The 24309-nt window shown below is 31.7% G+C and carries 24 protein-coding genes; 8 read left to right on the forward strand and 16 right to left on the reverse strand.

Annotation, left to right across the window (positions count from 1 at the left end):
• Positions 1-98 precede the first annotated feature (98 nt).
• On the reverse strand, positions 99-512 hold the full coding sequence (locus IWX84_RS02385) for a DUF4293 family protein (RefSeq protein WP_196849161.1): 414 nt from the start codon (positions 510-512) through the stop codon (positions 99-101).
• 182 nt (positions 513-694) lie between these two features.
• Here IWX84_RS02385 and rho point away from each other — a divergent pair, with 182 nt between their 5' ends.
• On the forward strand, positions 695-2506 hold the full coding sequence (rho, locus tag IWX84_RS02390; RefSeq protein ID WP_196849162.1) for a transcription termination factor Rho: 1812 nt from the start codon (positions 695-697) through the stop codon (positions 2504-2506).
• A 125-nt stretch (positions 2507-2631) separates the two neighbouring features.
• Here the strand turns inward: rho and IWX84_RS02395 are convergent, their stop codons facing one another.
• The 3 genes from IWX84_RS02395 to IWX84_RS02405 all read right to left on the reverse strand — a co-directional run bounded on the left by IWX84_RS02395 (position 2632) and on the right by IWX84_RS02405 (position 7586).
• Positions 2632-3897 (reverse strand): RsmB/NOP family class I SAM-dependent RNA methyltransferase, encoded by a 1266-nt coding sequence (locus IWX84_RS02395; RefSeq protein WP_196849163.1) that lies wholly within the window; start codon positions 3895-3897, stop codon positions 2632-2634.
• A 139-nt stretch (positions 3898-4036) separates the two neighbouring features.
• Positions 4037-5998 carry a KUP/HAK/KT family potassium transporter gene (locus tag IWX84_RS02400; protein WP_196849164.1) on the reverse strand — a complete coding sequence of 654 codons (1962 nt, stop codon included), beginning with the start codon at positions 5996-5998 and terminating at the stop codon, positions 4037-4039.
• Between the two features lie 124 nt (positions 5999-6122).
• Positions 6123-7586: a hypothetical protein gene (locus IWX84_RS02405; RefSeq protein WP_196849165.1), complete on the reverse strand. Its 1464-nt coding sequence runs from the start codon at positions 7584-7586 to the stop codon at positions 6123-6125.
• 114 nt (positions 7587-7700) lie between these two features.
• On the opposite strand from IWX84_RS02405, the gene IWX84_RS02410 reads away from it, so the two are divergent.
• The gene (locus tag IWX84_RS02410; protein ID WP_196849166.1) at positions 7701-8765 is read left to right on the forward strand and encodes a sialidase family protein; all 1065 of its coding nucleotides are present in this window, start codon (positions 7701-7703) and stop codon (positions 8763-8765) included.
• A 64-nt stretch (positions 8766-8829) separates the two neighbouring features.
• Here the strand turns inward: IWX84_RS02410 and IWX84_RS02415 are convergent, their stop codons facing one another.
• The 4 genes from IWX84_RS02415 to IWX84_RS02430 all read right to left on the reverse strand — a co-directional run bounded on the left by IWX84_RS02415 (position 8830) and on the right by IWX84_RS02430 (position 11656).
• Positions 8830-9291 carry a sensor of ECF-type sigma factor gene (locus IWX84_RS02415; protein WP_196849167.1) on the reverse strand — a complete coding sequence of 154 codons (462 nt, stop codon included), beginning with the start codon at positions 9289-9291 and terminating at the stop codon, positions 8830-8832.
• A 30-nt stretch (positions 9292-9321) separates the two neighbouring features.
• Positions 9322-9735, reverse strand: a complete 414-nt coding sequence (locus IWX84_RS02420; RefSeq protein ID WP_196849168.1) for a hypothetical protein — start codon at positions 9733-9735, stop codon at positions 9322-9324.
• Between the two features lie 33 nt (positions 9736-9768).
• Positions 9769-10311, reverse strand: coding sequence for an RNA polymerase sigma factor (locus tag IWX84_RS02425; protein WP_196849169.1), 543 nt, complete (start codon positions 10309-10311; stop codon positions 9769-9771).
• A 61-nt stretch (positions 10312-10372) separates the two neighbouring features.
• Complete coding sequence (locus tag IWX84_RS02430) at positions 10373-11656, reverse strand: SRPBCC family protein (protein WP_196849170.1); 1284 nt, start codon at positions 11654-11656, stop codon at positions 10373-10375.
• A gap of 312 nt (positions 11657-11968) precedes the next feature.
• Here IWX84_RS02430 and IWX84_RS02435 point away from each other — a divergent pair, with 312 nt between their 5' ends.
• The gene (locus IWX84_RS02435; RefSeq protein ID WP_196849171.1) at positions 11969-14005 is read left to right on the forward strand and encodes a dipeptidyl-peptidase 3 family protein; all 2037 of its coding nucleotides are present in this window, start codon (positions 11969-11971) and stop codon (positions 14003-14005) included.
• A 71-nt stretch (positions 14006-14076) separates the two neighbouring features.
• Here IWX84_RS02435 and IWX84_RS15340 read toward each other — a convergent pair whose 3' ends face one another.
• A complete protein-coding gene (locus IWX84_RS15340; RefSeq protein ID WP_231385387.1) occupies positions 14077-14265 on the reverse strand; it encodes a hypothetical protein in 189 nt (62 codons plus the stop codon).
• A gap of 81 nt (positions 14266-14346) precedes the next feature.
• Between IWX84_RS15340 and IWX84_RS02440 the strand changes: the two genes are divergently transcribed.
• Entirely contained in the window at positions 14347-14733 is a 387-nt protein-coding gene (locus IWX84_RS02440) for a nucleoside triphosphate pyrophosphohydrolase family protein (protein WP_196849172.1), read from the forward strand.
• 118 nt (positions 14734-14851) lie between these two features.
• On the opposite strand, the gene IWX84_RS02445 is transcribed toward IWX84_RS02440, so the two are convergent.
• The gene (locus IWX84_RS02445) at positions 14852-15919 is read right to left on the reverse strand and encodes a branched-chain amino acid aminotransferase (protein ID WP_196849173.1); all 1068 of its coding nucleotides are present in this window, start codon (positions 15917-15919) and stop codon (positions 14852-14854) included.
• Positions 15920-16224: 305 nt separating this feature from the next.
• Between IWX84_RS02445 and mnmD the strand changes: the two genes are divergently transcribed.
• Together mnmD and IWX84_RS02455 are read left to right on the forward strand one after the other, a co-directional pair.
• Positions 16225-16887, forward strand: coding sequence for a tRNA (5-methylaminomethyl-2-thiouridine)(34)-methyltransferase MnmD (mnmD, locus tag IWX84_RS02450; RefSeq protein WP_196849174.1), 663 nt, complete (start codon positions 16225-16227; stop codon positions 16885-16887).
• A 144-nt stretch (positions 16888-17031) separates the two neighbouring features.
• Complete coding sequence (locus IWX84_RS02455) at positions 17032-17229, forward strand: hypothetical protein (RefSeq protein ID WP_196849175.1); 198 nt, start codon at positions 17032-17034, stop codon at positions 17227-17229.
• 33 nt (positions 17230-17262) lie between these two features.
• Here the strand turns inward: IWX84_RS02455 and IWX84_RS02460 are convergent, their stop codons facing one another.
• The gene (locus IWX84_RS02460) at positions 17263-18204 is read right to left on the reverse strand and encodes a LysR substrate-binding domain-containing protein (protein ID WP_196849176.1); all 942 of its coding nucleotides are present in this window, start codon (positions 18202-18204) and stop codon (positions 17263-17265) included.
• 328 nt (positions 18205-18532) lie between these two features.
• Here IWX84_RS02460 and can point away from each other — a divergent pair, with 328 nt between their 5' ends.
• Positions 18533-19168 carry a carbonate dehydratase gene (gene can / locus IWX84_RS02465; protein ID WP_196849177.1) on the forward strand — a complete coding sequence of 212 codons (636 nt, stop codon included), beginning with the start codon at positions 18533-18535 and terminating at the stop codon, positions 19166-19168.
• A gap of 29 nt (positions 19169-19197) precedes the next feature.
• On the opposite strand, the gene IWX84_RS02470 is transcribed toward can, so the two are convergent.
• The gene (locus IWX84_RS02470; RefSeq protein ID WP_196849178.1) at positions 19198-20400 is read right to left on the reverse strand and encodes an LETM1-related biofilm-associated protein; all 1203 of its coding nucleotides are present in this window, start codon (positions 20398-20400) and stop codon (positions 19198-19200) included.
• A 111-nt stretch (positions 20401-20511) separates the two neighbouring features.
• On the reverse strand, positions 20512-21039 hold the full coding sequence (locus IWX84_RS02475; protein WP_196849179.1) for a superoxide dismutase family protein: 528 nt from the start codon (positions 21037-21039) through the stop codon (positions 20512-20514).
• Between the two features lie 517 nt (positions 21040-21556).
• Here IWX84_RS02475 and IWX84_RS02480 point away from each other — a divergent pair.
• A complete protein-coding gene (locus tag IWX84_RS02480; RefSeq protein WP_196849180.1) occupies positions 21557-22471 on the forward strand; it encodes a YihY/virulence factor BrkB family protein in 915 nt (304 codons plus the stop codon).
• 75 nt (positions 22472-22546) lie between these two features.
• Here IWX84_RS02480 and IWX84_RS02485 read toward each other — a convergent pair whose 3' ends face one another.
• Genes IWX84_RS02485 through IWX84_RS02495 form a run of 3 tightly spaced genes read right to left on the reverse strand, consistent with a single transcriptional unit; the run spans position 22547 to position 24259 of the window.
• On the reverse strand, positions 22547-22837 hold the full coding sequence (locus IWX84_RS02485) for a hypothetical protein (RefSeq protein WP_196849181.1): 291 nt from the start codon (positions 22835-22837) through the stop codon (positions 22547-22549).
• Between the two features lie 51 nt (positions 22838-22888).
• Positions 22889-23446, reverse strand: coding sequence for a mechanosensitive ion channel domain-containing protein (locus IWX84_RS15345; protein ID WP_196849267.1), 558 nt, complete (start codon positions 23444-23446; stop codon positions 22889-22891).
• On the reverse strand, positions 23447-24259 hold the full coding sequence (locus tag IWX84_RS02495; protein WP_196849182.1) for a mechanosensitive ion channel family protein: 813 nt from the start codon (positions 24257-24259) through the stop codon (positions 23447-23449).
• Positions 24260-24309: the final 50 nt, after the last annotated feature.

Raw genomic sequence — 24309 nt, forward strand, 5'->3', positions numbered from 1 at the left:
TTATTATTTTTAAAATATAAAATTTTAATGTATTGTACAAAAAAACCCGAACTGTTACATTCGGGTTTCCTTCGCACTAATAAACTAAGTTTATAGGTTTACCTCAATCTGTCCACAGATTTTACAAGATCCTCATCCTTCTTGATGGCTTTATTAGCCAAGACTAATAACACGATAGCCAAGATAGGTAGAAACATCCCAATACCTTTCTCAGAAACCACTTGAGTTTCTCCAGATAGATTTAGTGAACGATATACAAACAATCCTAATAAAATCAAATTTAATATGATATTCAACCTGCCAATAACAAATTGATTTTGTCTTTTTTTATAGGAAACAATACTTAATAAGGAAAGCGTAGTGCTTAAACCTAAAAGGATAACATAAAATTGGTTTTGCATAAAATAATAATCAGAACCGTCTTTCATTGTCCAAAGTGGAAAAATGAAGGGTAACACTAGAGTAACTATTAAAGCAAGAAATAAATATATAGTCTGAATTCTTTGTATCATGGTTTGAATTTGTTTTACAAAAATATATTTTTCTTTTTAATAAATACTATTGTATGATTAAATTTTATTCGTATTATTGCATAACAATACCGTAAGCACTTCATACTGCGGTTGATTCAAAATAAAAAAGTTCACTACCTATCTTTAGATTTTTCCAAATTAATTAAACTCATAGAATATTCATGTTTGATATTTCTGCATTAAAAGAAATGAAGCTATCTGAGCTTCAAGAAATAGCTAAATCAGCTAAAACCATAAAGTTTAACGGTGTAAAAAAAGAGACCTTAATTAGTCAGATTTTAGAACATCAGACTACTAATGTTGATGCAACATTGGACAAAAATAAGGAAAGCAATGTTGTTTCTGTTGTTGATAGAAAACAAGAAGAAACTGGTGAAGATGATAAACCAAAAAGAGCACGAATTGTTCCTGCTAAAAAAGTGGCGATTCAAAAGACTCCAGTAAATTCTATTTTGCAAGTTGAAGAAAATCAAATAGGAATCAGTTCTCCGGATCAATTAATTACTGCGGAACCCTCTCTAAATACCGCGGAAAGCTCAGAAACTAAAGAACCTGTTGAAAGTGAAAATAAAGTAGGTAAGATTGTTAAATTTAGTAAATCAGCCTACGAAAAGAAAATTGCCTTAAAAAAGGATAAAGAAGAAGTAAAGGAAGTTGCTCCTAAAGAAAGTGAAGGTGCAACAGAATTAGGGACAGAAGAAAATATGGAAGTTTCTGCACCGGTAAAAAAGATAAATCCAAATCAATTACATAAGCAAAATCAAGCCGTAAATCCAAACCAAAACGGAAACCAAAACGGAAATCAAAACCCAAACTTTAAAAGTAAGAAAAGTAATTTTGCAGCTTCTGATTTTGAATTTGATGGAATTATTGAAAGTGAAGGCGTTCTGGAAATGATGCCTGATGGTTATGGCTTCTTGCGTTCTTCCGATTATAATTATTTGGCGTCGCCGGATGATATTTATTTATCAACCTCACAAATTAGATTGTTCGGACTTAAAACCGGAGATACCGTAAAAGGAGTGGTTCGTCCCCCAAAAGAAGGAGAGAAATTTTTCCCTTTGGTTCGCGTTTTGAAAATAAATGGTCATGATCCACAGGTAGTTCGCGATAGAGTTTCATTCGAACATTTAACTCCTGTTTTTCCATCGGAAAAATTCAAATTGGCCGAGAAGGAAAGCACGATATCAACCCGAATTATTGATTTGTTTTCTCCAATAGGAAAAGGACAACGTGGTATGATTGTGGCTCAGCCTAAAACAGGTAAAACCATGTTGCTTAAAGATATTGCAAATGCAATTGCAGCTAACCATCCTGAAGTCTATTTAATAGTTTTGTTGATAGACGAGCGTCCGGAAGAGGTTACTGATATGCAACGCAGTGTACGTGGGGAAGTAATTGCTTCCACTTTTGACAGAGAACCTCAGGAGCATGTGAAAATTGCGAATATTGTTCTCGAAAAAGCAAAACGTCTGGTAGAATGTGGTCATGATGTAGTGATTCTTTTGGATTCTATTACTCGTTTAGCAAGAGCGTACAATACAGTACAGCCTGCGTCAGGAAAAGTATTAAGTGGAGGTGTAGATGCTAATGCATTACAAAAACCAAAACGTTTCTTTGGTGCTGCTCGTAATGTTGAGAATGGAGGTTCGTTAAGTATTATTGCAACCGCTTTAACCGAAACAGGATCCAAAATGGATGAAGTGATTTTTGAAGAATTTAAAGGTACTGGAAATATGGAACTGCAATTGGATAGAAAAATTGCAAACAAACGTATCTTCCCAGCTATCGATTTGACTTCTTCTAGCACAAGACGTGATGATTTATTATTAGATCAAAAAACATTACAACGCATGTGGATTATGAGAAAATATCTTTCAGATATGAATCCGGTGGAAGCAATGGATTTTATTAACGATCGTTTCAAGAAAACAAAAAATAATGAAGAGTTTTTAATTTCTATGAATGATTAATAAATTAGTTTAAAGTTTTTTAGTTTAAGGTTAGAATAAGGTTGAACTAAAAAAAATAATCCCATAAAAAAAGTCCTCGATTTTCGAGGACTTTTTTGTGAATGATATTTACCAGCTTTTAAACCTTAAGATTTTTCAGTTTTCTCTAATTTTTCAGTTCTTTCAGGTTTTTCTATAGCTTCTTTACGTTCTAACAAAGCCATATAGAATCCGTCAAAACCAGATTCTGAAGCCAGAATTTTTTGGTCTTTTACAAAGTTGAACTGTTTACCAATATCGGTAGTCAAAAATCGAGCAATTTGCTCTTGATTTTCAGATGGTAATATAGAACAAGTAGCATATACTAATTTACCTCCCGGTTTTACAATTTTAGAATAACTTTCTAAAACTTCCGATTGTACTTTACGAATATTGTCAATGAATTCAGGTTTTAATTTCCATTTAGCATCTGGATTTCTTTTAAGTACTCCCAGACCGCTACAAGGCGCATCAATCAATACGCGATCTGCTTTTTCGTGTAATTTTTTGATAATTTTCGTGGAGTCAATAATACGATATTCAATATTGAAAGCACCGTCTCTTTTTGCACGGATTTTTAATTGCTTTAATTTACTTTCATATAAATCCATTGCAATTAGCTGTCCTTTATTTTCCATCAAAGAAGCGATGTGCAACGTTTTTCCTCCTGCACCTGCACAAGTATCCACCACGCGCATTCCTGGTTTTACATCAAGGAAAGCAGCTACTAATTGGGAATTGGCATCTTGAACTTCGAAGAAACCTTGTTTGAAAGCATCAGTCAAGAAAACATTAGCTCTTTCTTTTAAAACTAAAGCATCAGGTTGATTTTTTAATGTATCTGTTTCGATGTTTAAATCCATCAAAATAGCACGTAATGCTTCTCTAGTTGTCTTAAGGGTGTTTACTCTTAGGATAACTTTTGCTGGTTGGTTTTGAGCTGTGATTTCCGTAGCCCAAACTTTTTCACCTAATTCTTTAACTCCTAATTCATCCATCCAATCCGGAATAGATTCTTTCAAAGCTCTAACTTTCGATAACTCGTCAAAACGGCCTTTTATTTTTCTCTCAGGAGTTCCTTCCAGCTGACGCCAATCAGGAATAGGGTAGCCTCTTAAAACCGCCCATACCGAAAACATTCTCCAAAGATTGTCTCTGTCAAAAGGTTCTTTTACTTCGGCTATTTCTGCATATAATCTTTTCCAACGAACGACTTCGTAGATGGTTTCTGCAACAAATTTTCTATCGGAGCTTCCCCAACGTTTGTCTTTTTTTAAGGATCTGGCTACCACTTTATCAGCATATTCGCCTTCGTTAAAAATGGCATTTAAAGCGTCAATGGTAGTATAAACTAAATTTCTGTGTAATCTCATTTTAAATAATTGAGGTGCAAAGGTACTATTAATTGATTGAATGTTATATTTTTAATAATGATTGTTGGTTTTATATTTTTGATCCAAAAAAAAACACTGCTTTCAGACAGTGTTTTATTCATATAATTTGGAATTTTTTTTATTTAACTCGGATCAATTCAATTTTTTCCGGGGCATGAAGCACCATTGGAAATTTTTCGATTTTAACGGAACTGCTGTCAAGACCAAAAGCGCTTTCTTCAGATAAACTTAGTTTTTTAATCAAGAAATAAGAGTTCATTATTATTTTTTCATGCCAACGTAAGTCACTATCATTAGACAAGAATTTTTCAGATAGAACAAATTTAAAATCACCAATAATATTATTTTTGTTTAATGATTCGTATCTGCTTGTAATATCGACTTCGCCTTTTTTTACCATGTCTCTTATTACCTCTCTAAACATCAGGTTAATCTTAGTAGGTTCCCTAAAGCCTAGATTGAAGTCAACACGATAGAGATCGTCTTTAAGAATTTCGGTTACTTTATATTCTTTTTTATAAGGCTCACTCAATATGTTTACATGAACAAACCAATACATATCAGCTCTTTTGGGTCTTTTTTGTAGAATAGAATACATTACTTTTTCTTCTATCTCATCAGTGCGATTGGCATTTGTCATATAAACTAAATGCGTTGCGTATTTTGGAATAGATAAATCGGCGCTTAATTCCATTAAGACTTTCTTATAATCATCGATCTTAACAATTTTGGTGTACGTTTTATTGATTTTCTTAGCGGAATACCAAATAGTCATTATCGATATTAATACTAATGCTATACAAACCGTTACATAACCACCTTCTGCAAATTTTGTGATGTTTGCACCAAGGAAACTAAATTCGATAATAATATAAATAGAGATTAATGGGATAATGAAGTATAATTTCACTCTTTTCATTATCAAATAATAATTAAGTAAAATTGTAGTCATGATCATACATAAGATGATTGCTAATCCATAAGCATGCTCCATATTACTAGATTCCTCAAAGTGCAATACGATTCCAACACAACCAAAGAATAATAGCCAGTTTATAGACGGAATGTAAAGTTGTCCTTTTAATTCAGTAGGATATTTGATTTTTACTTTTGGCCAAAAATTTAATCTCATGGCTTCATTTATCAATGTAAATGAACCGCTTATAAGTGCTTGAGAGGCTATTACTGCAGCCAAAGTAGCAATTACAATTCCTATTGGTTGAAACCAATCAGCCATTATGAGGTAAAATGGATTACCATTTTTTCCGCCTAAACTTTCCAATGTTTGTCCTTCGTGATGAATTAAATAAGCCGCTTGTCCAAAATAGTTCAGCACTAAAGCGGTTTTTACAAAAATCCAGCTAATTCTAATGTTTTTTCGTCCACAGTGCCCCATATCCGAATATAACGCTTCGGCTCCAGTGGTACAGAGAAATACAAATCCAAGTACAAAAAAACCATCTGGGTGAATCGATAAAAGATGGTATGCATAATATGGATTTATTGCTTTAAAAACTTCTGGATGTTTAGTAATTTGGATTAAACCTAGAATAGCAAGCATTCCAAACCAAATCAACATCATTGGTGCAAAAAATTTACCAACTAATTTTGTTCCAAATTGCTGAATTGTAAATAGTACAAATAAAATACCTATTACGATTGGAATCGTATTTATTTGGGGATAAAAGGTTCTAATCCCTTCGACAGCGGATGATACGGAAATGGGAGGCGTAATAATTCCATCGGCAAGTAAGGCACTTCCTCCAATAATTGCGGGGACAATAAGCCATTTTATTTTTGTTTTTTTGACTAAGGCGTATAACGCAAAAATCCCGCCTTCACCATGATTATCAGCACTTAAGGTGATAATTACATATTTAATGGTAGTTTGTAAAGTAAGTGTCCAAAAAACAGCTGATATTCCTCCTAAAACTACATCTGCATTTATAATATGATCGCCTAGTATGGCTTTCATTACATATAAAGGCGATGTGCCTATGTCTCCGTAAATTATTCCTAATGAAATTAATAACCCACCTAATGTTAATTTACTGTGCAGGTCTTTGTGCGATGCGCTCATGTATATTTATTAAAAAACTCGTCAAATTTACTGTTTTAAAAGATATTAGAACAGTTTATTTGAAAAAAGACATAAAAAAAACACGGTCGTTAAAACCGTGTTTTTAAAATTGACATTAAATTTTTTAAGATCTTCTATTATTGTTTCGTGAAGAAGAATTATCTCTTTGAGGTTCTGATCTTTGGGGAGCTTCTCCTCTTGATGAATTATTTCTGTTTTCAGAATTGCCTCTTTGTTGTTCTGCTCTTTGTGGAGCATTTTCTCTGGGGCTATTTCTGTTTTGAGAAAAATCTCTTGGTTGTTCTGCTCTTTGTGGAGCATTTTCTCTGGGGCTATTTCTGTTTTGAGAAAAATCTCTTGGTTGTTCTGCTCTTTGCGGAGCACTCTCTCTCGAATTATTTCTGTTTTGAGAAAAATCTCTAGGTTGCTCTGTTCTTTGTGGAGCGGCTCCAGCGGTAGGATTATTTCTGTTTTGAGAAAAGTCTCTTTGTCGTTCTCCTCTTTGTGGAGAAGCTCCAACAGCTGGATTATTTCTGTTTTGAGAAAAGTCTCTTTGTCGTTCTCCTCTTTGTGGAGAAGCTTCAACAGCTGGATTTGTTCTGTTTTGAGAATAATCTCTTTGTTTTCCTCCTCTTTGTTGAGTTGCTTCAGCGGCAGGATTATTTCTATTTTGGGAATAATCTCTTTGTCGTTCTCCTCTTTGTGGATTAGCTTCTCTAGAAGGATTTGTTCGGTTTTGTGAATAATCTCTTTCTCGTTCTCCTCTTTGTGACGAAGCTTCTCTAGAAGGATTTGTTCTGTTTCGAGAATTTACAGTTTCATTTCTTGACCCCAAATTTCGATCACCTCTTCTTTGATCAAGTTCGTAGCGATTTGTTACTTGAGCATTTCTTCTAGAAAAGGCGTAATCAGGATGCTGTCTTTCGTAACCATTCGAACGTCTTGAACTGTATAAACTAATGGCTAGATTACTTCTTCTAGAACTCACATAATTGTAGTTGTTATTTATATTTAAGCAAAGATTAATGTTGCTTCTGTATCTGTAAACTGGATATGGATTCCATGCGTAATAGTAGCTAGGATAGTAATTCCAGTTCCAAGTAGAATAATAGGGACGATAGTTAAAAGACCAGAAAGATGTATAAAAAAATGGTGTGGTATAGTACACCGGTTCATATATATAATTTTCTCCATACAAGAATTCATTACCTATGACTTGTACATGAACATTATTATAGCTGTCTTTTTCAACATCAATGGTAGCAACATCCTGATACAAATCTTGATCAATAACGGATTGTATAATAATAACGTGGGTTCGATTTTCTACGGATTCGATAACTCGTAAATAATCAACTTCATCATCATTATTCAAATCTAAATTTGATATTTGAAGTTTGGGATCATTCAATCGTCTTTCAAAATCTTGAAGATTCCGAGAATCTCCAAAAATTGATGCAATAGCTCTTAAATCTAAGTTGTCGCTTATTTCAGAACTCATTGCGTTTACTGAAGTCCTGCCTTGCGCTTGTATTTGTGTTGCGAAAACAGAAGTCAACAGACTCAATAGTAATAGTTTTGTTTTCATGATTTATGTAATTAAATTTATTATAAATCCATATTCAATTACTGTGCCAATAAATATAGTGCTACATTAGTTGAACATTTTTATTGTAAATTAGCGTTAAATAATTATAACAAAATGAGAAATTTCTTTTTAATTTTATTGGTTAATACTATTTTAATATCATGCAAAACAAATAGTTATGTGTCTAAAGAAATAGGAAAAACGAATTTTAAATCCGTGCGAATTGATACGCTTTTTCAAGATAAAGTTAGTATTCGAGCCATTGTTATTGATGCAAATAAAGTTTGGTATGCAGCTGATAATTCTAAATTTGGGTTTTTTGATTTAGAAAAAAATAAAAGAATTGAAAGTAACATTAGCACTGATAAATTGAAATATGAATTTAGAAGTATTGCCCAAACGTCTTCTGCTATTTTTATACTTAGTGTTTCTAATCCCGGTTTACTTTATAAAATCGCAAAAGACGATTCCAAGGTAAAGTTAGTTTATCAGGAAAACCATAAAAAAGTATTTTATGACTGTTTACAATTTTGGAACGACAAGGAAGGAATTGCAATTGGGGATCCCACAGAAGATTGTCTTTCTATGATCGTTACCCGTGATGGAGGAAATTCGTGGACTAAAATACCTTCGGGTAAATTACCAAAAGTTAGTGATGGTGAAGCAGCATTTGCGGCAAGCAATACCAATATTGTTCTTAAAGGAAATAAAACTTGGATTGTTTCTGGTGGAAAAAAAGCTAGAGTTTTTTATTCTCCGGATAAAGGGAATAGTTGGGAGGTTTTTGAAACACCAATAATTCAAGGTAAAACGATGACCGGAATTTTCACAGCTGATTTTTATGATTCTAAAATTGGATTTATCGCTGGAGGTAATTATGAAGTTCTCAATCAAACTTTTGGAAATAAGGCTTTCACAAAAAATGGAGGGAAAACATGGTATTTGAAAGCAGAAAATGAAGGTTTTGGTTATGCTTCTTGTGTGCAATATGTTCCCAATAGCGATGGGAAAGCATTAGTTACCGTTGGAGCATCAGGTTTGTATTATTCAGCGGATAGGGGTAATTCTTGGAAGCAATTATCTACTGATTCCAGCCTTTTTACAATTCGTTTTATAGATAATCATACGGCTATTGCTGCAGGGAAAAATAAAATGATTCGCATTAATTTCAAGAATTAAAAAAAGCCATAAATAAAAGATTATCATTTATTTAGGGTGCTTTATGAAATAAATAAAAATGAAACTAATCTCTCTTATGACCTTTATCTCTATATTGTTGCAGTAGCTTTCTGTTGAAATCCTCTTCTGATTTACGAAGTTTGATGATTTTTGAAGAAGGTATAATTCCTTTTAGAGTTGCGATGAAATTTTTTCGCAACATAAATAATTCCTCTTCAGTGGTTTCCATTTGATTCAACAAAGTTGATGCCTCTTTTTCGGTCATTTTATCTAAAGTTTCATCATTCATTCTTCTCATGAATGATTTCATTTTTTGATGTCTCAATTCAAATTGTTTGTCATCAAAACTATTGTAGACTGGCCAAAATCTCTCCGCTTCATTCGAAGTTAATTTTAATTCAGTAGTCAAAAACGCAACTTTCAAAGTTTTAATCTGTTCTCTCTTTTCTCTCATTCTTTCGCCTTGAGCGTAAAAGTTAAAGGAAATCAATAAGAGCAATATGGGTAATAATTTTTTAAATTTCATTGTTTTGTTTTTCGAGTTGAATTTTAATTTTTATTCAGTTATGAGGTGTTCAATATCAGAATTTGTAGCTAAAATATCTTCAATGGCTTGATCTTCTGGTGATGAAACAGGCTGCATCTTACTAATATCTTCCGTTTTTAATTCGCTAATTAAATCATATTGATTTAGATTAGTTTGATAGGATAGATAATTTTCTAAAGCAGCTTCGTCTAGTTCTTTTGAGTTTGCTGAAATACTAATATAAATAGGGATCATCAAAGAAAGTATTAAAACTGCTGCAATCATCATAATTAGGGTTTTTCTTTTTTGAAAAATCGAAATCACTTTTGGTTCATTATCGGGTAATTGTTGTAAAACTTTAGCCGAAAAATTATCAAAATAATGGTCTGGAGTTTTAAATCCTTGCTCAATTCTAGGTTCATTTTCTAATTTAAATGCTTTCATAATACTCATTAGACTTGATTAAATTTAAAAGGTTTAATTTGCCGTTACAAAGGCTTCGATTTTTTTTACTGCATGATGATAGGAGGCTTTTAGAGCACCTACAGAAGTTCCTAAAATTTCTGATATTTCCTCATACTTTAACTCTTGAAAATATTTCATTTTAAAAACTAATTGTTGTTTCTCAGGCAAAATCGCAATGGCTTTTTGCAATTTTATTTGAATTTCGTTGCCGTCAAAAAACACATCAGCTTGTAAGTTATCAATAGTTTTGTTTTGTAATTCTTCTGACGAAATTCCGTTAATTTTTGATTTTTGATTTAAAAAAGTTAACGCTTCATTAGTAGCGACGCGATAAATCCATGAAAAAAGTTTACTTTCTCCCTTGAAATTTTTTAAATATTGAAACACTTTTACGAAAGTATTTTGCAAAACATCATCAGCATCATCATGATTCAAAACAATATTCCGAATATGATTATATAAGGGTCTTTGATAATCCAGCAAGAGTTGTTTGAACGCTTCGTTTTGCGTTTTAGGGTTCAATAATCTTTTAATAAATTCCTGTTCTTCTTGCAAGGTCTTTTTGTGTATTTAGAATAGAATTTATCAAAAAGGTTTAATCGTTTCGAAAAATAAATTAAAATTCAGCAGGAATTTCTCCTTCTTTAACAGGCGTAACAGGTTTTTTTACCTTTGGAACTACTACTTCTTTTTTAGGTTTTGGAACAAGTAATTGCGTTTTTGCTTTTGGAACAATTGCATCTGTTTTAGCTTTTGGAATCGCTACTTCGTTAGTAGTTTTTGGAACAATTACTTCGGTATTGGTTTGTGGAACAGTAGTTGCCGCTGAAGTTGTTGAAACGGCTGGTTTCTTTGCAGCAGCATTTATTTTAAATGGAACTGCTTTTGGTTGCATTAGATAATAAATTTCTGTTACCCATTTAGAAGGGTTTTTTATTTCAGTTTTACCAATAGTGAAAATTTCAATATGAGATAGGGTTGGGTCAGTAGCAAGTTGTTTTGCATTAAGATAGGTGTGGGTTTTATCTAACGCTTTTGTGATATGAGAATAATCTCCTGTCAAAGTGGTTTTCACGGCTTCAAATGTTTCTAGTTTTCCGGTTAATAGGTCACTTCCTTCACTAGTGTAAATTTGGCTTTTGATAGGTACACAAATAGATATTTTTGCAAGTCCATTCACAAGATTATAGGTATGATAAATTATAAAAGGTTTCCCTGCCTGTTCAAGATTATTTTTTTCACAGAAAGTAATAATTTTTGGAGTAACAATTCTGAAATTTTTAATAACGTTTGAAATTTTACTGGTAAAAGTTTGATGTAAATAAAAGGTCTCCGGTTTTTTTACCAATCCATTTACTTTTATCGAGTAAGTATTTATTTCATAGTCAAGGGTTTTGTCTAAATTGACAAGGCTATTTTCATACATTTTACCAATAACTTTATCAACGCCGCCATTAAAAGCCGTGTAAATTTTGAAAAGAAAACTCATTTTACCGGTAGTTTTCCAAGTCACTTTTGTCCCGCCCAGCGTATCCTTGAAACTCCATAAAACATCTGATGGAGTGCCATTGTAATTCATTTTTTGAGCTATACTATCACTTTCTTTTACAAAAATTGTTTTCATGTCCCCATTTCCATCTTTTCCTTCCCAAGAATAAGAGCCACCTTTACCAATTGTATTTTTGGAATAATTTATTTTCATTTCAGGATCTTCGGTAATCCAGGAACCAAAATCTGCCCAATTTTTATAGTCGTTCACATAATTAAAAACAGCTGTTTTAGGTGAATTAATAACTTTACTTCTTTCAACTGTAAATTCCCCTTTTTGTGTTGCAATAAAGATGGATAGGGCTACTAAACTAAGTAAAAGTAAAAGAAATAAATATTTTAAAATCTTCATGATATATTGGATGTTGTATGCTGTAAAGTTATAAATTTTATTAATAAAGTAAAGTAACTATAAAATAATAAAATAAATCTTGTTTAAAATTGACTAGTAATTAGTTTTTGCAATTCTTTAAAATCGGCAATATTTTTTTCGAAATTCGATTATACATTAGGCAATTTGTGTACGAAAAGTATTTAAATGATGGGGTAATTATTAATTTAGGTTTTAGTTTAACAGAATGTAATTCTTGTTTTTTATGTTTTATTTAAAGAATATGTATATTTGTTAAATAATAATTTATTAAAACTTTAAATATCATTAATAATGAAATTACTTAAAATTGGCGGCATTTATGCAACTCTTGCAGTTTCTGTTGTTTGTAATGCTCAAATAGTAAAAACTACAGAAGTAAAAACCACAGATAAAGCTCCTTTTGATTACGTTGTAGAACAATTTGCCGACATCAAAGTATTGCGCTATCAAATTCCTGGTTGGGAAAATTTGACACTGAAGGAACAGAAGTTAGTTTATTATTTAACGCAAGCAGGAACTTCTGGTCGTGATATAATGTGGGATCAACATTATAAATACAACCTTAAAATTAGAAAAGCATTAGAGAATATTTATCAAAATTACAAAGGAAATAAAACTTCAGGAGATTGGAAGAATTTCGAAATTTACCTCAAGAGAGTTTGGTTTTCAAATGGAATTCATCATCATTATTCGAGCGAAAAAATTAAACCAGGATTTTCTCCAGAGTATCTAAGTAATTTGATGAAAGGGACTAAAACGACTTTATCACCTTCTGTTACAGCAATTATTTTTAATGATGTGGATACAAAAAGAGTTAATCTTGATGAATCAAAAGGTTTATTGCAAGGTTCTGCAATTAACTTTTATGATAAAGGAATTTCTATAAAAGAAGCAGAAGATTTTTATGCCAAAAAAACAAGTCCAGATCCTAAAAAGCCATATTCTTATGGTTTAAATTCTAAGTTAGTTCGAAATGCAAAAGGACAGTTAGAAGAGAAAGTATGGAAAAGTAAGGGAATGTATGGAGCGGCTATCGACAAAATTATTTATTGGTTAGAAAAAGCTAAAGGTGTTGCTGAAAATAAAAAACAAGGGGATGCACTAGGATTACTTATTAGCTATTATAAAACAGGAAGTTTAAAAACTTGGGATGACTATAATATTGCGTGGCTAGATGCAACTGAAGGTAACATTGACTATATCAATGGTTTTATTGAGGTATACAATGATCCATTAGGATACAGAGGTTCTTATGAAGGAGTTGTACAAATAAAGGATTTTGATATGTCTGCAAAAATGGAAGTTGTTTCTAAAAATGCGCAATGGTTTGAAGACAATTCCCCTTTAATGCCAGAACATAAAAAGAAAAATGTCGTAGGAGTTTCTTATAAAACAGTTATTGTTGCAGGTGAATCTGGCGATTCGTCTCCGGCTACACCTATTGGAGTGAATCTTCCTAATGCAGATTGGATTCGTGCGGAACATGGTTCTAAATCAGTTTCTTTAGGAAATATTATTGATGCTTATGCTAAAGCTGCCGGAAAAGGGAAATTGCAAGAATTTGCAAATGATGAAGAAGAAATTACTTTGGCTAAAAAATATGGTGAACTAGGAGATAAGATGCATACAGCTTTACATGAAGTAGTTGGTCATGCCTCAGGGCAAATAAATCCTGGTGTAGGAACTCCAAAAGAATCTTTAAAAAGTTATGCTTCCACTCTTGAGGAAGGTAGAGCGGATTTAGTTGGGCTATACTATTTATACAACCCGAAATTACAGGAATTAGGTTTAGTAGACGATTGGAAAAAAATGGGAATGGAGTCTTACGATAGTTATATCAGAAATGGTTTGATGACTCAATTGGTTCGTTTGGAATTGGGTGCTAATATTGAAGAAGCGCACATGAGAAACCGTCAATGGGTAAGTTCATGGGTTTTTGAAAAAGGAAAAAAAAACAATGTTATCGAAAAGATAACTCGTAATGGAAAAACCTACTTCAATATTACTGATTATGAAAAATTACATGATTTATTCGGACAGTTATTAAGAGAAGTACAACGAATTAAATCTGAAGGTGATTTTAATGCAGGAAAAGCATTAGTTGAAAATTACGGTGTAAAAGTAGATCAGATATTACATGCTGAAGTTTTAGAACGCAACAAACAATTTGCTTCGGCAGCGTACAGCGGTTTTGTAAATCCAGTGTTAGTTCCAAAGTTAGATGCAAAAGGAAATATTATTTCAATAGAAGTAAAACAACCAAAAACATTTGCGGAACAAATGTTGAAATATTCTAAAAACTTTGGTTTTTTGACGCTAGAAAATTAAGGATTAAAAAACAATTTCAATAAAAAATGCCCGCTGTAAAGCGGGCATTTTTTATTTCGAAAAGGAAAAAACTAATGCTTAAAAAATATTTTGATCATAAATAAGAGCCCGATAAAAATTAAGAAACCAATTAATATCTTGTAATTTCCTCCATAAAAAATTTTGTGTATTTTTATATCCTTTCGATAAGCAAAAAACATTGCGATAACAAAAGCAACAAAAAAACAGCCAGCAAATATCAATTGTCCTTGAGTAAACATAGTTTAAATTATTTAAAGCAAAAATAGTTAATTGTTTAGAAATAGTTGCTAATTTGGCTTTTCATTTAAAAAATAAAAAAGATGCAAAAACAAATAGATTCGGTTATGGAATTTCATACTGCATTTAAAATTGGACATAAAGAAATTCCAACGGCTGATTTGGGAGAGAGCAAACATACACTTCGTTATAACTTGATGAAAGAGGAAAATGAAGAATATCTTGAAGCGGTTCAAAATAATGATTTGATTGAAATTGCGGATGCTCTTGGTGATATGATGTATATTCTTTGTGGAACTATTATAGAACATGGTTTGCAACATAAAATTGAAGAAGTTTTCGAAGAAATTCAACGCAGTAATATGAGCAAGTTAGACTCTAATGGCAAACCTATCTATCGCGAAGACGGGAAAGTGATGAAAGGTCCTAATTATTTTAAACCAAATTTTTCAAAGATATTTGGCGAATAGATACCAACTGTAAAATAGTAGTTTGCAGATGAGAAAAAAAAATAAAAAAAGCGATTTTAAATTTGAAAATCGCTTTTTTTACTGTAAATCTGATCTCGATAATTATCGGGATTCAAATTTATACTTTAACTGTCCAGCCAAAAGTGTCTTCAGCTAATTTATTTTGAATATTTGTCAATTTATCTTTTAGTTGAATTGCCATGGAATTGTCAAGTTTTGGTAATTCATGATAAACGTCCTGGTAAGAGAATCCACAGATTGGGCTTACAACAGCAGCTGTACCAGCGCCGAAAATTTCTTTTAAAGTACCGTTATTAGAGGCTTCAACTAATTCAGATACCAAAACAGAACGAATTTCTACATTTATACCTTCACTTTTTGCTAAATCAATAAGAGTCTTTCTGGTTACACCATCAAGAATTCTTTCGCTAACAGGAGCGGTTAGTAAAGTGTCATTGATTCTGATAAAAACATTCATTGTACCTGCTTCTTCCAGTTTAGTGTGTGTAGCATCATCAGTCCAAATCACTTGTTGGAAGCCTTCTTTATTAGCTAAACTTGTTGGGTAAAATTGCGCCGCGTAATTCCCGGCAGCTTTAGCAGCGCCAATTCCGCCATTTGCAGCTCTACTGTAATGTTCTGCAATAAGTACTTTTACATCACCTGAATAGTAAGATGTTACGGGAGATAATATAATCATGAATTTATAATCGTTCGATGGATTTGCGATTACTCCAGTGCCCGTTGCAATCATAAAAGGTCGGATATACAAGGCATTTCCTTTTCCTTTTTTTACCCAACCTTCATCTATTTTCAGCAATTCATTCAAACCATCCATGAAAATATTTTCAGGAACTTCAGGCATAGCCATTCTTACCGCAGATTTATTGAAACGGTTATAATTTTCATCAGGTCTAAAAAGCCAAATATCATCATTAACATCCTTATATGCTTTCATACCTTCAAAAATAGCTTGTCCGTAATGGAAAACTCTTGTTGATGGATCTAATAAAAAGGGTGCGTAAGGCTTAATAACGGGTTTTTGCCATCCTCCATTTATAAAATCACATTCGAATAAATGATCAGTGAAAACAGAGCCAAAGCTTAAGTTTTGAAAGTCTACTTCATTAATTTTTGAAGCTGCTGCTTTTATTGTTTCAATTTTGTTAGTTTGAGTTGTACTCATAATAATGTATTGTTTTTTTATATTTTTTGAAATCGATCAACTGGAATATTTTAAATCTTTGGTTTTCACAAAGACATCTTTAATATTTGCAAAATTAAATAAAAATCATCGAAATCCTTGTGATAAAACTATTAATTATAGGATTTAATTGTGATTTATTTATATTTAAAAAAGTCGAAATAATTGAAGGCTATTTATATGAAATACATAAAAAATTTAAATTTTTTTAGACGATACGTTTTAGTTTTGACTAAATTTGACCTGCTTTTAACATCCAAAAGTACTAACAAACTTAAATTATAATTTTGAAAAGAGAAATTATCCGAACTCTAGATGGTTCTACAACGATTCAGATTGAGGAATGGGACGAATGTTATCATTCTAAACACGGAGCAATTCAAGAAGCAAAACATGTTTTTATAAAAAATGGACTGTCTTTATTTGATTCTAATCCTGTTTCTATTTTAGAAATTGGTTTTGGAACTGGACTAAATGCTTTTATCACGTTTTTAGAAGCAAAAAAACTAAATCAAACGATTGATTATGTTGGAGTAGAGGCGTATCCAGTGTCTCCTGACGAAATTCTCTCTATGAACTATGTCGAAGAGTTGAATGCAATAAGCGAAAGCGCCATTTTCAAGAAAATGCATGACAGTAATTGGGAGGAAAAAATCAGTTTAAGTACGGATTTTTCATTGACTAAAAGGAAACAGTTTTTTGAAGCAATTGATGATATTGAAAAATACGATTTAATTTATTTTGATGCGTTTGGTTATCGCGTGCAACCAGAATTATGGAGCACTGAAATTTTCGAAAAGATGTACAATGCACTTAAACCGAACAGTGTTCTAGTTACTTACGCCGCTAGAGGTGTAGTGAAAAGGAGCATGATAGAGGTTGGTTTTACGGTTGAGAAGCTCGCAGGCCCTCCGGGTAAGAGAGAAATGTTTCGAGCACGAAAAAAATAAATACTTAGATTTGCTATTTATTTAACTATTGTTTCACAATAAATAAAAAATAAAAAAGAACGTTAATTTGTTATCTTCTGTATATTTAAAATGTATTTTTACATGAATTTAAAATCATGATCTAACCTAAAATCTTAAATTAATATGTCAAAAATCATGTTTGATTACACAAAATCAATATTAGAAAGAGTAAGTTTTGATCCCATACTTTTCTGTAAAGAATTAGAAAAAGCCATTAAAACATTGTTGCCGTTCGAAATGGAACAATTACGAGAATGGTTGCTAAATTTCACAATCGAAAAACCAGAATTAAAACAGTGCTTGCTGATTATAAATAAATAAATAAAAAAAGGAACCATAAATTGGTTCCTTTTTTTATTTTTTTTGAAGTGGACTTACAATTTGAACATTCTGAAAAACAATTGCTCCTTTTACAACTCCTGCAATTGTATTTCTAAGGGCATCAATAATCTGGATTTTCAATTCGCTTTTTGGAAAAATCAAACTGACTTCACGAGCTGGTTTTGGTTCTTTAAAATGGCGCAGTTTTAATTTATCGGATTCTTTTAAGTCTAATGTGTGTAAATAGGGTAGTAATGTTGTTCCTAAACCTTCATCTGCCAGTTTTATCAGAGTTTCAAAACTACCGCTTTCAATTTGAAAATGGTTGAATTCATTTCGGCCCTGACTTTTACATAAATTCAATATGCCGTCGCGAAAGCAATGTCCGTCTTGCAATAATAGAATATCATCTAAGTTTAAATCGGAGACTTCAATTTCTTCTTTTTGAAAATTATGGTGACTTTCCGGGATATAAGCGACAAAGGGTTCAAAGTATAAAACGATTTCCTTGATTTTTTCTTCCATCAATGGTGTGGCCGCAATCGCAGCGTCAAGGTGACCGTTATTGAGTTTTGTAATAATCTCTTCGGTATTTAACTCTTCTATGATGAGCTTTACTTTTGGATATTTTTTTATAAAATTATTCAAAAACATAGGCAATAAAGTAGGCATGATCGTTGGGATAATTCCTAATCTAAATTCACCACCTATAAACCCTTTTTGTTGCTCAACAATATCTTGAATTCTGTCAGCTTCGTTGACAATATTTTTGGCTTGATTCACGATTTTTTGTCCGATATCCGTTAGTTGTATTGGTTTTTTGGATCGGTCAAAGATTTGAATACTTAATTCTTCTTCTATTTTTTGAATTTGCATGCTCAAAGTAGGCTGAGTTACAAAACATTTTTCAGCAGCAAGAGTGAAATTTTTATGTTCGGCTACAGCCAAAACATATTTTAATTGAGTAATTGTCATTTTTATAGTAATTTCTGATGCAAATATAAAAACAATCAATTTAACTTATAGTAAAAAGAGGTGGTTTTTATTATCTAAATTTTTTGAAAATGGAAATACAAATTACAAATAAGTAAGTAGACATTCAAGTTAAAAAATCAAATTCAATGCTGAGCGATTTTTTTTACCGAACAAAAAACAATATGAATGATGGAAGAGTGGCTTGTCGAAGAGTTGTTAAATAGCTTTTAAAAAGTTCAAAATCAGTTAAAATCTAATATGTAATTTTCCAAGGTAAAAATGAATAAATTTAGTTTTACATTTGGTGTAATAAAAAATGTAATTCCTTATGAGCGATTTTTATAAAAAGATAATAGAAAATAATAAAAAATGGGTGGAAACTTCTTTGGCTAGTGACCCAAATTATTTTCAGGATTTAGCCAAAGGGCAAACACCACCGTTATTATGGATAGGTTGCTCTGATAGTCGAGTTCCGGCAAATGAAATTGTTGGTGCAAAACCCGGTGATGTTTTTGTGCACAGAAATATTGCCAATATGGTCGTACATTCTGATATGAATATGTTAAGCGTCTTGGATTACGCAGTGAATGTTTTGAAGGTAAAACATGTACTTGTTTGCGGTCATTATGGGTGTGGAGGTATAAAAGCGGCCATGGGAAATGAATCGATCGGAATTATAGACAACTGGATTCGGCACATCAAAGATGTGTATCGTTTGCATAATACTTATTTGGATTCTATTGTTGATGAAGCGGAACGTTTTAACGCTTTTGTAGAAATCAACGTAAAAGAACAAGTATTTGATTTGGCAAAAACCTCGATAGTACAATCGGCTTGGAAAAACGGACAAGAGCTAACCCTACATGGCTGGGCATACGGACTAAACTCCGGATTTATTACTGATTTGGACGTTAATATAAGTTCGGATAAAGATTTAGATGATGTTTATAAATTGAAATTTTAGATAAAAAAGCCACTTTCGAGTGGCTTTTTTTATTCAATTTCTTCAAGATTTTCATTAAAAGCCGATGGTAAAAGTGTGGGGATAAATTTTATTAAAATTGGCAATAATAAACTTCCGCCGGGAAGTAAAAAGATAGTTAAAGAAGGTATAGTTTTGCAAATGTCTAATATCTGCTTCTTGACTTTTTTCTTTTCTTTCTCATTTAAATCCCTTCGAGTAGAATAGGCAAGCAAGAGCATCAGTTCTTTACTTTGGACTATTTCCTTAACTAATCTCTTTTTATTTCTACGAATCAACGTAATGACACTTTGAGTCGTGTGGTCGTAAAAATGTTTTACGGGATTTGAATAATTAAAATAAGGAATTTCTTTTTTATGTTTTGTAATAAAATTATTTGTGCTACCAATACTGTTATCAACAAAATTCTCTGAAATGGAAAGAATGTTTGCTAAAGAATGTAAAAAGTAGGCTTCATTATTTTCAATTTTTCCATCGCTCCATAAAGCCATTCCGGCAATATCTACAAGATAATATTTCTCAAGATCATTAGTAAAATAATCCAATTGAATGGTTTCTAAATTTTGAACTGAATTTTTAGAAAATTTACTGTATCGTATCGAAGCTTCAAAAAGTTTAATCAACAAATCATCATATTGCGTTTTATTGGATTTCATTTTTAGAGCTAAGGTTACAATATTAACCACGGTTTCCTCTATTTTTTTAAGGTATTTTTCTGGTATTGCTCCGTGTATTAAATATTGTCGAAAAGCAAGAACATCAATAAACAATAAGGCATTTGTGACTAAATGAGAAAAATTCTTACTGATGATTGTGTCATTGGTTTGCACTCGCTCATCAATTATTTTTTCTAAAGTTAACTGAGGTGAATTTTTAGGGAGTATTTTTTTAAAGATATTAAATCCTTGCGGATTCATTTGATTGTAAAACGCAACGGCTTGTTTGATGAAATTTTCAGCGCTGATTTCTTTTTCGGTTAAACAAAAAATGGCATAGAGCGTATTTAATAATGCTACTTTAGAAATTTCTTCCTTAAACCAGCCTTTGGTTTCTATAGGACGTACTGTTTCAAAAGAAATAATATGTCCATAAATAAATCCTGTCTCTCGGACCTGCTGATAAAATGTATCAATAGTCTGAGAAACATTCTCATCTGAAAATTTTTGTTCTATAAAAAATTTATCTATCCAACCGGGTGCCGAAGGGTTAATCATTGATATTATTTGAAATTACAAAGCTATGTTTTTTTACGGTTTTGTCATTATATTAAAATAAAAATACCGTCTCATATTGCTATGAAACGGTATTTTTATTTTTTTTAAAAACTATTTAATTATCGCTGAGCATGCTACTCTACCTCCAGCATTTCCTGTAGGTTGTGTAACAAAATCGTCGGCTCCTTGATGTACAATCAGTCCTTTTCCAAGAATGTTTTTAGTTGCATCTTCACAACCTATGCACCATTCATCTGTAGTTACGGTAATTGTTCCGTTTCCTTTTTCATCGGCTGTAAAGTTTCCGATATCGCCCTTGTGATATTCACCAATTCCCCATTTTCCATGTTTTTTGAATGTTGGGTTCCAATGTCCTCCAGCGGAACTTCCATCTGCTGCCGAACAATCGGATTTCTCATGAATGTGAATTGCGTGCACTCCTGGTTGAAGTCCAGCTAGATTAGCAACAAAAGTTACTTTACCGTTATTTTCTACAAATGAAGCTGTACCGGAAACAGTACTGTTACTTTTTGGTTCAAAAGTAATATCTAATTTTTTAGAATCTTTTGAACTGCTACTTGTTTTGCATCCAATGATAACGGCTAAAATTAGAGCAATTGATAGGATTATTTTTTTCATATTGAGTGTGAATTATAATAAATTTATTACGTAAAGTTACTCTAATTTTTATTGAATTCCGTAAATGAAAAATAAAATTTCAATTTAAGATTATTAATTTTAAATTTTTCAAAAGCGATAAAAAAGGGAAAAATTATTTACGATTTCTTTCCCTTTTTTTTTTTTTTTTTTTTTGAACTGGTATAATACTGTTTAACATTTTAATTTGTGGCAATAAAAAGAACTAAATAGTAGTGTATAAAATATTTTTACAATTTATCAGAACTGCTTTTTTAAAATGAGTTTGTTTGTTTGTTTGTTTATTTGTTCGTTTGTTGACATTTTATTTTAGTACTGATTTATTCCAAATAGTTAGCGTGAATTTTGCAAAATATACTTTATATTGCTATCTAATAACTTTGTAATTTTGATAATTATAATAGTTTTCCGAGAATACAATTAACTGCCCAATATTTACGGAGAATTAAAATCTTGATAGGGTTTTTTTCTTTCGAAAAAATTTAAAATTATTATAAAAATGAGACGACGAGAAGCAGCCAAGTCAGGTTGGGAATTATTAAAAAGAACATATCGAGAATTCGATGATGATAATGGGATCAAGTTAAGTGCTTCATTATCATACTATACTATATTTTCATTGCCTCCATTGTTAATTATTATTTTATCTATTTTCAGTTTTTTCTTTGGACCTGAAGCAGTTACTGGAAAATTCTATGTTCAAATTAATGGGATGGTGGGCTACCAAGCAGCACTTCAAATTCAGGAAACTATTAAGAATATCGAATTGTCTAACAGCAATACATTTGCAGCAATATTTGGGGGCACTTTGCTGGTAATAGGTGCTTCGGGAGTATTTGCTGAAATACAGAGTTCTATTAACTTTATTTGGGGATTGAAAGCGAAACCTAATAAAGGAATAATGAAATTCATTAAAAATAGATTAATGTCCTTTTCAATGATTGCATCTGTTGGTTTTCTATTGTTAGTCAGTTTAATGGTCAATACAGTTATGGATGTCATTAATAACCGTTTATTGCGATTTTTTCCAGATTCGACCGTTTATTTATTTTATGTTCTTAATATCATCGTTTTATTTGCTACCACGACAATTTTGTTCGCAATTATATTTAAAACACTTCCCGATGGATATATTGCTTGGAAAGATGCTTTAGTAGGTTCTAGTTTTACCTCTTTTTTCTTTATGTTTGGTAAGTTTGCCATAGGATTTTATTTAGGAAGTTCTACTGTAGCTACGGTTTACGGCGCAGCGGGTTCCGTAATTATCATTTTAATTTGGGTTTATTATTCTGCTATAATTTTGTATTTCGGCGCCGAATTCACCAAAGTTTATGCCAATGTACACGGTGATAAAATTGTTCCGAATGCTTATGCTGTTGGAATTAAAGTAGAAGTAATAGAAATTAAAAAATAAATTTTTAGCTGTCTTCATTGTATTTAGTTAATGATAAATTTTGAAACTACTATTTTTTATAAGAATAGAACTATATTATTTTTTAATAACAATATTCAAATCTGGTTCCTGAACTAAGTGGAACGTGTTTGAAGCAAATTTTATTTCACCATTTGTGGAGTCAATTTCTTTTAAAATTTTAGAAAACAACATGGTTTTTGTAGCTCGTCGTTTTTTATAGCCTACTACATATCTTAAAGTAAATTCGACCCAGTTATCATTGGCAATTAACGATACCATTGGTTCTGTTTGTGCATCTTCCAGTCGATATTTAATCTGAAGAGATTTCCATTTTTGTTCTGATTTTTCAGTCAAATCTCCAGCCACCTCTTTGCCTATTTTAAGAAAAATTTCCGAGGCTTTTTCATAATTGCTACCCTATTGAATTGGTAATTTAATTTCATCCCACAAAAAGGGGAAATCACCAGAATAATTAAATACCGGTTCTTTAAAAACAAAACTATTGGCGATAAGCACAATTCTGCCATTGTATAAATCCCCGTCAACCCATTGTCCAATTGCCATTATTGTTGTTCTTAATACTCCAATATCCATTACATCACCCTTAATTACTCCCAATTGAACGCGATCTCCTGTATTGTAAAAATTACCAAATAGAATTGCTAACCAACCGGCAAATGATGCAATCACCTCCTGAAGAGCAAATGCAATACCAGCGCCCGCAACTCCCAAAGCTACCGTAAGATTCCCAAGTTTTTCATTGAAAACTATTGTGATAAGAAGAATAGTTAAAAAATATCCGATGAAATTACTGAACTTTTTAGTTCGATACCGATTGTCAGGATTCTTTATTTTTGAAAAAAAATTTCGTTGAAATACTTTGATTATTGACCAGATAATCGCTATCCCAATTAAAATTGCCGCAATCTTACCTACCGTAGGATTAAAAAGATATCGTTGAATTTGCTCTTCTATTTACTCTTTATTTATTTGAACAACTCTTTGAGGGAAAGGGATTGTAATATCATTCGAATTAAACAATTCAAATATTCTAATTCTTATTTCACTTTTAATGTTTTCCACCCTGAAAACTTCTTCCGACCAAAAAATTACGGAAAAATTTAATGAGGAATCTCCAAAGTCAGTAAAACGTACGAATGGGCTAGGGGTTGTAAGGACACCATTTTGTTTATCAGCAGCTTCTTTCAAAATATTCATGACTAGTTTCACATCAGAAGAATAGTCCACGCCAACTGTAATTTCGAAGCGAGAGGAAATCTTACTATGTGTCCAATTTATCAATTGGTTTCTCGTTAAGTCAGAATTAGGCAGAATAATATATTTGTCGTCTCTAGTTAAAACAGTGGTAGTTCTGATATCAATTTCTTGTACTTGACAAACTATTCCGTTTACTTCAATGATATCATTAACTTTTACAGAAGAATCAATTAGTATAATAATTCCCGAAATGAAGTCGCTAAATAGATTTTGTAAACCTAAACCAAGGCCTACAAGCAGCGCTGCTGAGCCGGCAATTAAAACGGATAGATTAAAACCAAATATTTGTAAGCTAATAATAAAAGAAAAAATGATTACAAAATACTTAATTAAACTGTAAATAGAATATTTTTTGGCAACGTCAATATGGACTGCTTTGTAAATTGTTTTTTTAATTACATACAGCAAAACGAAAATAATTACAATAAATAGAGCGAATTTAAAGATTGTAGATAATTTGAAATTAAAATCTCCAAATTGGAGGAGGGTGTAGTTCAATATTTCTTTCATTAATTTTAAATTTTTTATTTCCAAAAAAAAATATTTTTCAGCATCTTGTT

It is taken from the genome of Flavobacterium sp. CG_9.10, assembly GCF_015752245.1.
Lineage (GTDB): Bacteria > Bacteroidota > Bacteroidia > Flavobacteriales > Flavobacteriaceae > Flavobacterium.

Coding starts and splice junctions, on each gene's coding strand:
- rho (WP_196849162.1), top strand. CDS start 695: ATGTTTGATATTTCTGCATTAAAAGAAATGAAGCTATCTGAGCTTCAA.
- IWX84_RS02405 (WP_196849165.1), bottom strand. CDS start 7,586: ATGAAAACAAAACTATTACTATTGAGTCTGTTGACTTCTGTTTTCGCA.
- IWX84_RS02400 (WP_196849164.1), bottom strand. CDS start 5,998: ATGAGCGCATCGCACAAAGACCTGCACAGTAAATTAACATTAGGTGGG.
- IWX84_RS02435 (WP_196849171.1), top strand. CDS start 11,969: ATGAAATTACTTAAAATTGGCGGCATTTATGCAACTCTTGCAGTTTCT.
- IWX84_RS02410 (WP_196849166.1), top strand. CDS start 7,701: ATGAGAAATTTCTTTTTAATTTTATTGGTTAATACTATTTTAATATCA.
- IWX84_RS02440 (WP_196849172.1), top strand. CDS start 14,347: ATGCAAAAACAAATAGATTCGGTTATGGAATTTCATACTGCATTTAAA.
- IWX84_RS02445 (WP_196849173.1), bottom strand. CDS start 15,919: ATGAGTACAACTCAAACTAACAAAATTGAAACAATAAAAGCAGCAGCT.
- IWX84_RS02395 (WP_196849163.1), bottom strand. CDS start 3,897: ATGAGATTACACAGAAATTTAGTTTATACTACCATTGACGCTTTAAAT.
- can (WP_196849177.1), top strand. CDS start 18,533: ATGAGCGATTTTTATAAAAAGATAATAGAAAATAATAAAAAATGGGTG.
- IWX84_RS02455 (WP_196849175.1), top strand. CDS start 17,032: ATGTCAAAAATCATGTTTGATTACACAAAATCAATATTAGAAAGAGTA.
- IWX84_RS15340 (WP_231385387.1), bottom strand. CDS start 14,265: ATGTTTACTCAAGGACAATTGATATTTGCTGGCTGTTTTTTTGTTGCT.
- IWX84_RS02495 (WP_196849182.1), bottom strand. CDS start 24,259: ATGAAAGAAATATTGAACTACACCCTCCTCCAATTTGGAGATTTTAAT.
- IWX84_RS02430 (WP_196849170.1), bottom strand. CDS start 11,656: ATGAAGATTTTAAAATATTTATTTCTTTTACTTTTACTTAGTTTAGTA.
- IWX84_RS02415 (WP_196849167.1), bottom strand. CDS start 9,291: ATGAAATTTAAAAAATTATTACCCATATTGCTCTTATTGATTTCCTTT.
- IWX84_RS02480 (WP_196849180.1), top strand. CDS start 21,557: ATGAGACGACGAGAAGCAGCCAAGTCAGGTTGGGAATTATTAAAAAGA.
- IWX84_RS02385 (WP_196849161.1), bottom strand. CDS start 512: ATGATACAAAGAATTCAGACTATATATTTATTTCTTGCTTTAATAGTT.
- IWX84_RS02470 (WP_196849178.1), bottom strand. CDS start 20,400: ATGATTAACCCTTCGGCACCCGGTTGGATAGATAAATTTTTTATAGAA.
- IWX84_RS02460 (WP_196849176.1), bottom strand. CDS start 18,204: ATGACAATTACTCAATTAAAATATGTTTTGGCTGTAGCCGAACATAAA.
- IWX84_RS02420 (WP_196849168.1), bottom strand. CDS start 9,735: ATGAAAGCATTTAAATTAGAAAATGAACCTAGAATTGAGCAAGGATTT.
- IWX84_RS02475 (WP_196849179.1), bottom strand. CDS start 21,039: ATGAAAAAAATAATCCTATCAATTGCTCTAATTTTAGCCGTTATCATT.